Raw genomic sequence first — 15351 nt, forward strand, 5'->3', positions numbered from 1 at the left:
TCTGTAACTACTGAAATGTCGGGGTTAGGAACATCAGCCGGGCACTGCACATTTATGCCTGCAGGATTACTGGCAGTTGGAACTGTAGTATCATTGACAGTTATAGTTTGAGTTACATTTATAGAATTTCCTGCCTCATCGGTTACACTATATGTTCTTGTAATGACTTCTGGATTGGATTGTCCATTGCTTGAATCAGAAACGAAAGTCACGGTTGGATTTGCAGTACAGTTATCCGCTTCGCTTGTGACTACAGTAATATCAGCTGCAGGGACGTCAGCTGAGCATTGTACGCTTATAGCTGCAGGATTACTTGCGGTAGGATCTGTGGTGTCGTCCACAATTATTGTTTGAGTAACATTAATGGAGTTCCCTGCCTGATCTTTGACGTTATATGTTCTTATAATGATCTCCGGATTGGATTGTCCATTGCTTGAATCAGAAACAAATTCCACGGTAGGATTTGCAGTACAGTTATCTGCTTCGTCTGTAACTACTGAAATGTCTGGGTTAGGAACATCAGCCGAGCACTGCACATTTATGCCTGCAGGATTGCTGGCAGTAGGATCTGTGGTATCGTCCACAGTTATAGTTTGGACAACATCAATTGAATTTCCTGCCTGATCTTTGACACTATATGTTCTTGTAATGACTTCCGGGTTGGATTGTCCATTGCTTGAATCAGAAACGAAAGTCACGGTAGGATTTGCAGTACAGTTATCCGCTTCGTCTGTAACTACTGAAATGTCTGGGTTAGGAACATCAGCCGGGCACTGCGCATTTATGCCTGCAGGATTGCTGGCAGTAGGATCGGTGGTATCACTATTACAGTCATCAAAAGCAACTGCAAAAATGCCATTAGGAGACTCATACCAGGCGACAGAAATTTCGGGATGTTCCTGAGGGTAATCGTAGCTTTCCAGTGCTGGATAACTCCAATAGGAAGCAAGGGCTGAAGAGGTCAGCAGTAGAAAGAAAATCGAAATTTTAAGAGGAGTAAAGTTTTTCTTCATACCAAACCGTTAGAAATCAGGGGGTAAAAGTAGGAAAAAAAAGCACATTTTTTCTTATTTATGTTTTTTTTTGGAGGTAAAGTGCATGTTTTATAGGATTAAGTGTATATAGGAGTCAAATCAGATAGTGGGTTGTTAAAACAAAAAAAGCTGCAAAATGCAGCCTTTTAATTGGTTAGTGAGTTTTAAGGAGTTATTCCAGAATCACCTTTTTGACAATAATTCCCTGCTCGGTATGCACTTTCACAACATAAACTCCCGCGCTGAATCTTTGGACTGGAAGAGGAATTCTTCTTTCCAGAGGAATATTGTAATATACATGCACCTGTTGCCCCAGCATGTTATTCAGATAGACTCTCGAAATTTCCAGCAATTCCGGATTTTTAATTATAATTTCCCTGGTGCCGTTTACGTAGATCACCTCAATGGGACCTTCTTCTATGATTGGTTCTTCGGGTTCCTGAACAGCCCACCTGTCATGGAAGACAATTTGGAACCTGTTAGTGAAAGTTCCAGCCTCCGATTCTGTAACATAATCTTCCTCTCTTAGATCGTGTGTTATCTGTAAAAGGCTATCTCTTAAAAGAATATTCATTTCATCGGGAATATTTCTTAATTCGTCAATGGTTATAGTAAGTTCTCCTTTTTCTTTAACTTTTAACTCTAAATTAAGTTCCTGATCAAGATCAAAATTATTTACTCCCTGGATGACAAACTTATAATTATCAGGAGACCAATACATATCTTCTTCTATGTCCTCTATGAGTGGTGCATCATAACCCAGGTCAAAGCCGCTACTTGCATTAGGATCTGCTGTAACAAGAAGTTGACGATGATACTTCATGGGAGATTTAAATTTTAACCAGATTTTCTTTTGGTCATTTAATGTATTATTAGAAGCCAAACTTTTAATAGTTTTTTTCTCCTGAGTTTGAAAAACAGATCTTCCTTCAGTTTCTGTTTCAAAAGCTCTTTGTGTATTTCTAAGAATTATATTGTCTCCACCTGTCTTCGTGACCACATCTAATTCTCCGTCTTCCCCTAAGGTTGTGCTCATTACTTTGTTTACAAAAAATCCCTGACCTACAGGTATGAACTGTTCTGGTTTAGGCTCTGTGGAAATTTCTCCGGTATTGTTAATTCGTTGATCGACCGAGGAAGCCGCCTGTACTCCTCCAGAGAGGTTATAAGCTGCGTAACCACCAACATACTGTTGAAGATAGTGGCTTTTACCCGCAAAATGAGACCAGAAATAAATGGTGCCATTAAAGTTAGCATTTTCTACAGAAATATTTCCGATATTCATCTCCCCCTCGAGGTTTTCTCGAATGAATTTGTCTGCATCCAAAGCTGAGGGATAGGGATTTCCAATTAGATAGTTGTGATTAAGAGCACCACTAAAGTCTAAGGTAATGTTACCGTTGTGAGGTTTACCTCTAAAGGTGTAATTCTGAGTATTGTCCCATATATCCACTGTGCCATCTGTACCTTTCATGGTATAGCCTTCTCCTGTTTCTATATCACCGGTAGCTCCTATCCACTCCCAATCTGCATATAAACTGGCATAGCCTTTAAACTTCCACATCCAATAAGTGCTTAAAGTCATAGGATTTGTCAGAGGACCATCAGCTGCGGCATATTGGTCTGAGAATTTGATTGCGTCTGGATCATTTTTATGCCTAAAATCCCGTAACACATCGTAAATAGAATATGAAGCATTATTTGGTGTTGAACCCTGAGCACTAACTGGGCTGGACCAATAATTATAATTAAAACTTAGCTTTTTCCCTTGCTGATCCCTTTGCAGCCAACCACCACTGGCATTGTCCAGGATGCTGCCATGATCCTGTAAAAGCTGGGATTCACCTACGAGGTCTATGTTTCCGTTTAAAAGTAGATAATGAGTGATGGTTAATGGATTGTCCTTATTTATACTTAATAATCCTGAATCAGATAACAAACCAAGCATAATGATATTTTTACTCTCCGAAGTAATATTATGTTGAGTTCTGGCAATATTCCAGGTTATTGGTGTACCATCAAAAGTACTATTAGGATAATCCCAAACATCGGGTCGTGCCCAAGTATCTTTATCTGCCCAGATTCCGTCTGCCCCGGAACAATAGGGAGTAGGGGAAGTGTTTTCCTGGTCTGTTGTAATATTCACTAATCTACCAGGGACTTTGTTTATAGCATGGTCTGGTGTTACCCCTCCCGAAGGCTTTAAATTGTCATCAAAGGTTAGGCATTCTACAAGGTTGTCTGGATCAGGATTATCTGAAATTAATCTGTAATATCCGGCCAGGTCACCCCAGGTTTGATTATAAAACTCGACTCCGTCCTGATCCAGGTTGTGAGTATTAGTAGCAGTATCAGTATGGTAACTACTTATACCATCAGGAAGAGTCAAGTTAGGAACTACCTCTCCTTCTATCAGGGAACCGGTCGTTGCGACATCGTTTAGTTTGATACGCTGGTTCATCATAAACCGTAATTCTTTCAAAGTTGGAGGATTGGTCCAGATTCTTAGTTCATCGATCCATCCAGAGAAATGATTTGAAGTAGTTTTGGTGTTAGCATTGTAGCGAGCTCCTATACTGGTATTATTGATACCTGAACCATTCGTGCTAATACCGCCTGGTACACTTACACCATCAACCCATAGATCACCACCATTGGAAACTGCAATATGATACCAGCGAGTATTTTTAGCAATGGCTGCAGAAAGATCTTCCATTTTTATTTCGAATCCTGAGCTACTAAAAATAACACCTTTATTAGCATCGGTTGTGCCTCCTCCATCAATAGCTCTGTCGAAAGGTCTAATCCAGGCTTCAATAAAATAATTACCGTTATAATTGTTTCCCAGATCAACATAATCATCCACTCCATCAAAATCAAGGGTAGTACAGTCTGGGAGGTTGACTTCCACTGGATTAATAATAGGAGGACAACCTGTGTTTTCAATGAGTACATCATTTTCATCTACGACGCTTGGGGTTAGTTCCCATGTGAATGTATAATTGCCGATCTCTGCGCCTTCAAAAATAATGTTGGGGTTATTTACAGGGTTTAATTCGCTTTCAGAATCTGCATTAATAAGAGAATAATCTTCATTAGGTCCTGTGATCACCCATTTTCCGGAATACCCATCTATCGTCTTGAATCCACCTTTAGTAAATTCTTCAGTTACATCTCCCTGAAAAGCTCCTGTTATAGTAGCTACTAAATTCACGATAGTATTTCCACATTCCCCCGTTTCGGCAACTACATCTGTTGTATACTGATCGAAAACAAACACTCTAATAGTCTCCGAATTGTTAATGTCTTCACAAGGATCCCCGTTACTATCTAATATTAATGCCGTTTTAACTTCGAAATCGTTCCATCCTATCTTTCTTGGTGTAAAAGAGACAGTGCTCTCGTTGTCTAACCCTATTTGTTCTAATTCTGTAGTATTAGGATCTTTATCATCATAAAACCATTGTAATAATACATTTTGAGGTCCTTCCGGTACTTTAATATTGTCTACCGCCCATATATCTCCTAATCGTACTCCTCTATATTCAAATCGAACTCGCAGGTTGGACTCCCCAATGTAGCTACCCAAATCAAAGGTCATTTGATTGACCTGCTTCTCACCATAGCCAAAGTGATCCTGAGCACCACTTTTTGCCGGCCCCACCACTTTGTAAAGCTCTTTGTATTCCGATCCATTTTTAAGCAATACTACTCTTATTGAAGCATCGGTGGTTAGATTGTACGCCTGATCAAAAGTTAGCACGGCTTCATCGGTTGCCAATAAATTAAATGGAGGAGTATCCATGTTGGAGTCATAAGTACTCTGTGCAATTGCAAAATGTTCATTCTGTTGACCATCATTACGAGGATTCCACCATTGTTCGCTTGTATTGTAGGGAGAATTTATATCAGCAGTGATAAATTTCCACTTTGGCTGCGTTTTATGCCAGTGAATAGGAGTTCCTGAATCTGCATTTGCATTATAATTGATTTCGTTGCCATTAGGATCTGTAAAATCCCATCCATTATTTTTAATTCCGGCACTTGTAAAATCTCCACCTTCAAATTTTCCAAATTCTGATACATATTTAATTTCAGAACTCAAAGTGATCTCGTTTCCATAACAAAGGACTTCGGGTGTAACTTCAACCGGCTCAGGTTTAATATCTGAGGGGATCACACTTAAAATTGCTGTTTGAGAATAAACACCATTTTCGCAAGCTCCATTAACAATTTTAGCTCTAAAAATTGTTGTTTCCACATTGTTTTCTAAAATCGTTAAAAAATCTGAATTCGATAAAGTGGAACTTTGACTGTCATAAATTTCCCAGGTGAGAGTGGAAGCAGTTCTATATTCCCATTCCAGGATATTCCCGCTAAAATCCTCTAATTTTAAAGATTGCTCTAAATCGTTAGTCTGAATTTCACAGGTTAAAAAGATTCTTTGATACTCTTCCTGAGACCATGATAAAACACCTCCCTCTGGTAAAGCATCAATTGTGACATCAATGTTATTCGAGGACATTTCATCACACACACCGCTTTTTACTATGGCTCTAAATTTTGTAGCGGTTGTTAAATTAGTAAAATCGTAGGTTCCGGACGTATTATTAATAGAAATCCAATTCGTTCCGCCATCTTCAGATTTTTCCCAATATTGCACGTCACCTGTATGTCCGGATAATGTTAATGTACCATTTGGAGAGGTAACACAGACACTTTCCGGACCTGTTAGGGTACCGGGCACCGTTGGTTCATCAACTTCTATAGTAATGTTTCGGGTAGTTGTACAGCCACTTTCAAAACTTCCCGTCAAAATGTAGGTAGAAGCAGAAGTTGGATTGACAGTTAGCTCTGCGGAAGTGCCAATTTCCTGCCCATTTTCATCTTTCCAACTATATGAAGTAGCCCCATTTCCTGTAAGGACAATACTGCTTCCCGAACAGATCAAGGGATTTCCTGCATCTGAAACAGCTGTGGATTCATCAAACGTAATAGATAAGTCAGGAAGAGGATTTATTGTGAGCTTAATTTCCACTCTTTCACTTTCACATCCCTCCGTTGAGATCTGGCTTACCCAATATGAAATAGGGGTTTCAGTGACAGTCTCCGTGTTTGGAACGGGAGCGGATTCTAATGAAGTTGCAGCATCAGCACTGGGATACCAGTTTAAAGTTGCTCCGGTGTCTGCAGTGGCAGTTAAAGCAGGTGCCCCTTCTGCATTATGACAGTAAGCAACATCTGTAACGCCTGGGGCAGCCGGTCTTTGGTTTATGGTAATAGTTGATGGTGCTATAACTTCTGCACAACCGTTGGCCGCGGCAATAGTGTTTGTAACAGTATAAGTTCCAGGAGTACTTCCTGCTATGTCAATCTCTCCTGTTGTGCTATCCACAAAGGTCAATCCAGCAGGACTAGAGGTAAAATTACCTTTTATTGCATTTGCAGCCATTAATGGAAGAGGATTTACGGCATTACTGCAAAATGGAGTCTCTTCATAGGAAAAATCTGCTATTGGTTTTTCTCCTATAGTGAAGGTGAATTTCTTTTCTGCTACAGTACAACCTGCTGTTTGAGGATTTACTGTATATCTATAGGTAATTACATAATCGCCAGGAGTAGTTCCATTTGGTGTAATTGCCCCGGTTGAAGAATTAACCGTTAGTGCTGAATTATCTACTGAAAACACTCCTGTACCATTGGTCAAATTGTCACCGTTAGTATGAGGAGTGTAGGTGGTGTCATCAGTTTCACAAAATTCTCCTGTAGTTGCACTGTTATCTGTTGTGATGTAACTAAACTCAGTTATTACCGGTTGGGGAACAATAGTAACTGTTTTGCTATCTGTAGCTGCAGTACAAATTTGCTCTCCGTCAACTTTAAAAAACGTAGTAAGTGTAAATTCCAACACTTTACCATGATCTCCTTCAACCGGAGCATAGGTTGCAGCAGTTGGACTATTACCGTTCGTAATAGTTCCAAAACCATTACTTGTTGTCCATTCAAAGGAGCTAAAGTTTTCTGCTGTCGCGCCAGTGCCAATTGATATGGAGGTTGCTGTACTGCAAGCCTCAAAATCGTCTCCTGCACCTGCAGTTGGCGGTTCAAATGTGGCAACATTTACAATTTGAGAATATCCGGTATCGCAGGAAAAACCATCCGGACCGTCAATACGTGCACGATACTCTCCTGCCTGGCCAGTTGAAATTTCAGAAAAAAGTTCACCTGTCTCTGTAGCTCCGAAGTTGCTCCAGGCATCTTGTGAAGTGGCTCTGTATTCCCACTGGTATTGTATTGCAGTGTTATCTCCAGACGCCGTAGCCGCAACTCTTAAAATTGTTTCATCACCTGCACATATATTCTGACTTTGCGGCTGATCGTCTTCAGCGATTACAATATTTTCGTCTACAGTCACAGTCACCACCTCAGATGTGACCGGAGAACAGGCACTGTCTCCACTAACAATTACATAATAACTACCTCCGGTAGAAGAAGTTGCGTTGTTGAGTTGCAGGATTGGAGAATCTGTTCCCACTTGAGAATCTGAAGTTGCTCCAACCTTGAACCACTGGTAACTCAAGTTATCTCCCGAAGCTGCCATTTCAAGCTGAGTGGAATTGGCTGTACAAACCGCCACGGGAAAAGGTTCAGAAGTTATTTCTACACTGGTAACAATTGTTATAGGGAGGGTGGCAGCAAGTTCAGAACAACCTCCGGCTTCTCCTAAATAGTAATTCAAAGTATATTCACCAGCAGTAGCATTTGCAGGAGTAAAAGCTCCTGTTTCTTCATTGACGGTTAAACCCTGGGATGAAAACTGTCCCCCGGTGAAGGCTCCAGAACCTGTGAGTGTAGGTGTAAAGGTTCCCTGATAGGTATCATTACAAAAAGTCACCTGATCATTTTCAAAAGAAATGTCAACATCGGGTGTCGGATTCACAATGATCTCAGTAGAACCCGTAATGGTATTTGAACACTCCGGAGCATCAGGATATTCTATACTTACCAGTTCATAGGTGTAGGTTGTAACCTGATCGTTATTCACACTTAAGGCACCAGTTGATAAAGTAACTTCCCCGGCAGCATCCAGTGCTATTGTTTGGTGGCTTCCGCCATTTATGGTGTAGGTAACTATAGCATTAGGAGTTCCATTGGTAAAGAATATATCAGTCATCCCTGCATCACAGATTTCTGTAGTTCCAGAGATCGCTACTGTTGGTATGTTTCTTACTGTGAGAACAGCGGTTTGTGAAGTTACAGGGGAACATATAAAACTTTCGGGTCCGCTAATCACTACGTAGTAATTTCCCGCATCATTCAGAGTTGCTGCGTTGATGTCAAGAGAGGCTGAATTTGTGCCTACTGCAGTACCTGAGCCCGGTGTTCCTTTGAACCACTCATAGTTCAATATCTCATTACCCGATGATGCCTCGACAGATAAAGTTGCGTTTCCACCCACACAAATTGAGGTATTAGCCGGTTGTGCAGTAATAGCGATATCCTCATTGACAGTCAAAGCTACAGCTTGGGAGGATTTCATTGCGCAGGGAGATGTTCCGCCGACTTCTACATAATAATTTCCTGCAACTGCAGGAGAAACATTGTTAAGAGTTAAAGTCGCTGTGGTTCCATTCGCTACAGGAGTTCCGGCTCCGACAGCACCCTTAAACCATTGGTATTTAAGTCCATCACCGGTAGCTGAAACTGAAAACTGAGCATTTTCTCCTTCGCAGACTCTTATATTTGAGGGTTCGGTAGTAATTTGAACCTGCTCATATATGGTAACTTCTGTGGTGCTGATCTCTTCCCCGCACCCTCCATTAGCATCAATGGTATAGGTGACGGTATACGTTCCGGGAGTGACATTTGCAGGACTAAAAGCCCCACTCTCAGCATTAATTTCACCAGATAAAGCCCCACTCGCAGTGAATACCCCTTCATCCCATTCCCCTATACCATCTGTAAAGGAAACTTCTGCAACTGAAACAGAATTACAGTAGGCATCGTCATAGCTGATATCGACGGAAGGAGTAGGAGTAACAGTAATGGTTGCCGAATTATTAATTGTAACCGCTTGCTCACAGCCTAATTCATCAGCGTATTTTACTTTAGTTATTGTATAAATAAAATCAGTGTCAATATTGCTGACAGCATTTAATGTGCCGGTGTTTAATGTTGCTGTACCGCTGCCTCCTACTAAAATAGTTTGTTCTGAGCCATTATTGATGGTGTAAGTTACTGTTGTGTTTGGAGTTGAAGTGATAGTGAGATCAGCAGAATTGCCGTCACAGATTGCTGTTGTACCGACAATTGTAGCTGTGGGGTCAGGTCTGAAAAAGATGATCATTTCATCTTCTCCAGTTCCACAGGCATTTTTACCATTTGGTTTTGGTACTGTCATTTTAATAGTAACACTACCTCTATCAAGATCTGCTTGTAAAGGTGTATAGAAAAAATTAAAAGATCCTGAAACACCACTATTGCCTGGTAGGCCTTGGAAACCTGCATTTGCTGCCCGTCCGGTGGCCGTAAGAGTAGGTGTGAATTTGGAATTTCCAAATTCAACATTCGCGTCTATTCTCACCTGAGCCAGAGTGCTGCAATAAGTTTGATCAGCTCCGACATCGGTAATGATATAATTGTCAATATTAATTGCAAAAGAAGAAGTAAAATCACTCCAGTAGCACCCATTGCCTGCTCTTACCTGAACAATTTCAGTATCATTGTAATTATTTGTTGCACTGGCACTAACCATAACTGAGGTTCCTGCCGTATTAGTATTGGTGATGTTCCAACCGACAGGTACCTTCCACTCATATACCGTAGCGCCATCAACTGGATCAATTTCAAACTGCATCCCCTCATAAGGTGGACAAACATTTGGATTATTTGTAAAATCTTCTGATGACCTTATAATTGCTGGCGCATCCGGAGCCTCGTCTGTACTAACAACAGAGATTTCGATTGGTTCACCACTGTCTCCGCATTCATTCAGAGTATAAACGGAAATTAAGACATCATCTGAGCCTGCATTAACAGTTATCCTATTGGTGTTGGTTCCGCTAATGATGTTCCAGTTTCCCGGTACATTCCAAACGTAATCATCAGCATAATCTACAGCGGGAATTTCATACACGATTCCTGTATCAGTAGCACAAACTTTCTCCGGACCGGAAATAGAGATTCCGGCTGTTGATGGCGCCGGATTCTTAACGGTAACAAAAAAAGAAGCAGAAACTTCACCGCAGTGATCGCTTTTTGCAGTAACTGTGATGTTCCCATCCTGATTAAGGTTTCCGGAAGTGACAGTTAGTTCATTCGTATTCTGACCACTGGTAATTGTCCATCCGCTGGGGACTGTCCAGGTGAAAGTATCAACTTTTGAATCCACAGGAACAGAAAAAACTATTTGGGGAGTCTGTGGACAGAATTCAGAATCATCTGAGGCACTAGTTATAGTAATGTCATCGGGTGAACCATTATCAACATCTATTGACTTTGCGTTGGAAGGACCACTCTCACCGCATTCATTGACTGCAATCACACTTAACAATTTATCGTTGCCCGGTGCACCACTGTTAAAGGTGACTTGAGTAGTTTGCGTAGTTACCTCTGTACCATTTGGAAGGGTCCAAATATACGAGTCTGCATAAGTCACGGATGAAATGGTATAGGTCACATCTGTGTTTGGGCAAACCACAGATTCACCCGATATCGCACTTGGTGTTGCGGGGATAGGATCATGGATTGATAGTGTTACGTTACGAGCATCACTATCCAGACATGCATTTCTTGCAATGACAGAAGCTGTACCATTCTGACCGAAGTTTCCTGCTGTAGCTATAATTTGGTTGGTGCCCGCACCGGAAGCAATACTCCAGCCCGTAGGTAGTGTCCAAAGATATTCATCAACAGAAATATCACTAGGTACACTCAATGTTACTGATCCGCCTTCACAAATAAAATCATTTTCCTGAGAAGTGTCAACAGTGACTGCTCCGGGAGTAGCAGGTTTTCCCGGACCAACATTTATACTAGTCGAATTTTCTGTTGTACCGCAGTCGTTAATTGCTTGAACCTTAACAACCTTTTCATTGCCTATAGCACCTGTAGTTACAGTTACTTGAGTTCCCGTCGTCTGACCTGTCCAACCTGAAGGCAAAGTCCATTTATAAGAGGATGCCCTCGCCACATCTGATATGGACAAAGTAACAGAGGAATTGGGGCAGACCATTCCATCTTCATTTAAACCGTTCGTAATATTAATGGTTCCGGGAACATCTGGAGTTCCCGGTTTTTCTATGAATGTGATTGTATTTGTGCTATAAACAGGATCCACACACGGTACACTGGAGGTAACTAAAAGGCGGATTTGATCTCCTCCTTGTAAGGTGTTATTTGAAAAAGACGCGGCAGTACTGATTGTAGTGGTATTACCGTTTCTGGTCAGCTGCCAGTCGTATTTCGGAGTTGCTCCAAGATTGCCTGGATTTGAAGTAGTGAAGGTGACATTTTCACCAGGGCAAATGTCTGTATTACTTGCGGAAATAGTAATTTTTCCTTCCTTCTTTTCGTAAACTGAAATTATTCCCGATGGGTTGCTGGTTGTTGTTTTATCAATATCAGGCTCCGAGGTGAGACAGTAGGTTACTTTCAACCGAATTCTATTGCTCCCTAATGCCGGATTGTTGTATGACAGAGTAGATTCAATTGCATTGGCGATATCATTCCATTCTCCACTTCCAATTTGTACCTGCCATTGATATGACTTTACAGTATTGGATGGAATAGAAGAGGTGAAAGTAATAGGAGAACTGGTGGTCGTACCATTCTTGCACAAAGTAGATGAGCCGGTGGTATTGGTTATCGTTACTGCGGGTGCGGTAGCAACACATTCCTGCCCCCACCCCACAGCAGAGGTCAGTAATAAAGCCCAAAAAGTAAATACTTTTAGAAGTAATTTTTTTGCCATAAACAGCCTTGTTAGAGTAGGGGGAATTATAAAAAAGAACTCCTGCAAAGAGCTCAGTAACCAACTAATTTACAATATATAAGTCGTAAGATGCTGACTATTAGGTGAAAGTATGAAAAACATCGATTAGATTCTCCTTTTAAGAAAAAATTATGAGAAAATCTTTGTGAAGTGTAAGAAAAAGACTAATAAAAAAAGGAGCTGATTGTTAAAGAAATGTACATTTCTTTAACAATCAGCTCCTTAAAATTCCAAATGGGAATCCTCATCCTGGAGAATACCCAATTTTTGTTAAACGATTATTGTCTATTCGCCCAGGAACGGATACCTGTAATCTGTCGCGGTTACAAAGGTTTCTTTTATTGTTCGTGGAGAGATCCAGCGGTACAGGTTTAAAATTGAACCCGCTTTGTCATTGGTTCCGCTTCCTCGGGCTCCACCAAATGGCTGCTGACCAACAACTGCACCTGTAGGCTTGTCATTGATGTAGAAGTTTCCTGCAGCATTCTGTAATGCCTTGGTAGCTTCAGCTGCGGCGTAACGGTCCTGTGAAAGTATCGCTCCTGTTAAAGCATATTCAGAATCATCAACCAGCTTTAATGTTTCCTCCCACTGGTTATCATCATATAAATAAACTGTTACTACAGGACCGAATAATTCGGTACACATGGTACTGTACTTAGGGTTATCTGTAAGGATCACTGTAGGCTCTATAAACCAACCTTTAGATTTGTCATAATTTCCACCCACTACGATTTCTGCATCGCTGTCATTCTTGGCGGCATCAATGAATTTTGCCAGTTTGTCAAATGAACCTTCGTGGATCACTGCTGTAATGAAGTTGCTCATATCCTCCGGAGATCCCATCTTAAAAGACTTCAGATCTTCAACGACATAGCCTTTTACTTCTTCCCACATGCTCTTTGGAATATAGACCCTGGAAGCAGCACTACATTTTTGACCCTGGAATTCAAAAGCTCCACGGGAAATGGCAGTTGCAACTTGTTTTGGTTTCGCACTTGGGTGAGCGAGAATGAAATCTTTACCTCCGGTTTCTCCAACGATCCTTGGATAAGATCTGTAGTTGTGGATATTATCTCCAATTTGTTTCCAAAGGTTTTTGAATACAGTAGTACTTCCGGTAAAATGAAGTCCGGCGAAATCTCTGTGTTCAAGAACCACATCAGAGATCATTTTTGGATCTCCCATCACCATGTTAATAACACCATCTGGCATTCCGGCTTCCTTGAAAACTTCCATGATCACCTGTGCAGAATACACCTGGGAATCACTTGGTTTCCAAATTGCCACGTTGCCCATTAATGCGGGTGCAGATGGCAGGTTTCCGGCTATTGCCGTAAAATTGAAAGGAGTCACAGCGTAGACAAAACCTTCCAATGGACGATATTCAAGCCTGTTCCATGCTTCCGAAGAAGACTCCGGTTGCTCTTCGTAAATGCGAGTCATGTATTCCACATTAAAACGAAGGAAATCGATCAGTTCACAAGCCGCATCGATTTCAGCCTGAAATATATTCTTTGACTGCCCAATCATGGTTGCAGCATTGATCTTGTAACGATAAGGACCTGCAATAAGCTCGGCAGCCTTAAGGAAAACAGCAGCTCGCTGTTCCCATTCAAGGTTCGCCCATTTCTTACGGGCTTCCAGGGCTGCATCTATAGCTTTTTCCACATGCTCTTTCGAAGCCTTGTGATAGTCTCCAAGATGGTGCTGGTGATCGTGCGGCGGATTCATTGGTGCCGTGTTACCGGTTTTGATCTCTTTGCCTCCAATATAAAGCGGCACCTCTACTTTGCTGTTGTACAATTCTTTATAAGCCTTTAAGACGGCCTCTCTTTCGGGGGTTCCCGGAGCATATGACTTTACTGGTTCATTTACTGCCTGCGGAACCTGGAATACACCTTTTCCCATAGTTTTATCAGATTTTTTTGATTTCTAAATAAGTGTCGTAAAGGTAAAAAAATTAAAAGAATTTTACTTCCCCTAATTTTTTCTGAACTTTACTCAAAATCAGGAGCTAAAAGCTAATAAATCTTAATATTTTCATAATGTGCACCGTCAGCATAACCCCTTTAAAAGGCGATAAATTATTTGTTCTTACATCCAATCGGGATGAGGCACCCGGGCGGGAAACTTTGCCGCCAAAGATGTATGAAATAGAGGGCTTGAAAATGGCATTTCCAAAGGATGTTCTTGCCGGTGGAACCTGGCTTGGCGTGAGTGAGCGAAAGAGAGTGATCTGTTTGCTTAATGGGGAATTTAAAAAACATGTGCGAAAACTGCCGTACGGGAAAAGCAGGGGAGTGGTGGTTAAGGATCTTCTCGCTGCTAAAGATTTTGCTGAAGCTGCGGAAGCTTATGATCTTTCGGAAGTTGAACCTTTTACCATAGTAGCTGCCGATTGGCAAAAGGAGCTTTTTTTTGCTGAATTTGTCTGGGATGGCAGTACAAAACATTTCCGAAAGTTATCTCTTAAGCCGCACATCTGGTCTTCAAGCCCTCTTTATTCAGCTGAAATGAAGCAGGTGCGGGAAGATTGGTTTTCAGAACTTCAGCAACAGCAGGAATTAACGCCTGAAGCATTGCTGAATTTCCATTTTTCTGCAGGAGAGGGAGACATGGAACAGGGAGTCGTTATGGACAGGGGGTTTGTAAGAACAGTGAGCATTTCCCAACTAATTGTTGCCCCGGAAAAAGTGGAATTCTATTATAAAGACCTGGCTGCAAAAGAGGAGTCCAAAATGACATTTTAAAGGATAAGTTCAAGGTTAGGTTCGCCCTTAGGTCCAAAACCTGCCAGATCTTAACCAGAGATTTCCAGGTAATTTAATAAATTAAAACCTCAAAGGGCTTCAAAAAAGACATTTTAGGGAGGTAAATAAATTGTTATTTCTCATTTTGCCTTGAACAACAATCTGTTATCAAACCCAGATCGAATCAATTTAGTGCAAATGGAGCACTTAATTTAAAGGAAGGAATTGTAACCCTGAATTTTCGGGTAGTTGTGAAGTTGATCATGCTGTAAAAACCACTCATGGCACCAAAGGGGGAGGTGAGGAGGCATCCACTTTTGTAAGTGTGGGATTCTCCCGGCTTTATTACCGGTTTCTTGCCAATAACACCTTCGCCTTCTACAATTTCAGTTCGGTTTAAGGCATCTTTGATCTTCCAGAATCGCGAGGTAAGCTGCACAGAGTCTTTGCTTTGGTTTTCAATCGTTATCTGGTAGCCAAAGGCGAAGTGGACCCGGTAATTCTTGTAGAAGGTCCCCTCAAAATTAGTTTCTATTGAGATCTTAATGCCTCTGGTTACTTGTTGTATCAT

5 protein-coding genes are annotated in these 15351 nt (G+C 41.3%); 1 reads left to right on the plus strand and 4 read right to left on the minus strand.

The genetic code is table 11. The features are described 5' to 3' along the window. The 3 genes from OU683_RS14650 to pruA all read right to left on the minus strand — a co-directional run. On the minus strand, window positions 1-1013 hold a 1013-nt coding region (locus tag OU683_RS14650; protein ID WP_442800856.1), incomplete at its 3' end, for an HYR-like domain-containing protein. 193 nt (window positions 1014-1206) lie between these two features. Continuing rightward, window positions 1207-12006 carry a DUF8693 domain-containing protein gene (locus OU683_RS14655; RefSeq protein ID WP_268139610.1) on the minus strand — a complete coding sequence of 3600 codons (10800 nt, stop codon included), beginning with the start codon at window positions 12004-12006 and terminating at the stop codon, window positions 1207-1209. 306 nt (window positions 12007-12312) lie between these two features. Next, entirely contained in the window at window positions 12313-13938 is a 1626-nt protein-coding gene (gene pruA / locus OU683_RS14660; protein WP_268139612.1) for an L-glutamate gamma-semialdehyde dehydrogenase, read from the minus strand. Between the two features lie 137 nt (window positions 13939-14075). On the opposite strand from pruA, the gene OU683_RS14665 reads away from it, so the two are divergent. Then, on the plus strand, window positions 14076-14780 hold the full coding sequence (locus OU683_RS14665; RefSeq protein ID WP_268139614.1) for an NRDE family protein: 705 nt from the start codon (window positions 14076-14078) through the stop codon (window positions 14778-14780). 184 nt (window positions 14781-14964) lie between these two features. On the opposite strand, the gene apaG is transcribed toward OU683_RS14665, so the two are convergent. Next, entirely contained in the window at window positions 14965-15351 is a 387-nt protein-coding gene (gene apaG, locus OU683_RS14670) for a Co2+/Mg2+ efflux protein ApaG (protein WP_268139616.1), read from the minus strand.

Origin of the sequence: Salinimicrobium sp. TH3, from assembly GCF_026676115.1 — a bacterium.
Lineage (GTDB): Bacteria > Bacteroidota > Bacteroidia > Flavobacteriales > Flavobacteriaceae > Salinimicrobium.

Bases quoted from the DNA above. Each gene is read 5' to 3' on its own strand.
- apaG (WP_268139616.1), bottom strand. From the start codon at position 15,351: ATGATACAACAAGTAACCAGAGGCATTAAGATCTCAATAGAAACTAAT.
- pruA (WP_268139612.1), bottom strand. From the start codon at position 13,938: ATGGGAAAAGGTGTATTCCAGGTTCCGCAGGCAGTAAATGAACCAGTA.
- OU683_RS14655 (WP_268139610.1), bottom strand. From the start codon at position 12,006: ATGGCAAAAAAATTACTTCTAAAAGTATTTACTTTTTGGGCTTTATTA.
- OU683_RS14665 (WP_268139614.1), top strand. From the start codon at position 14,076: ATGTGCACCGTCAGCATAACCCCTTTAAAAGGCGATAAATTATTTGTT.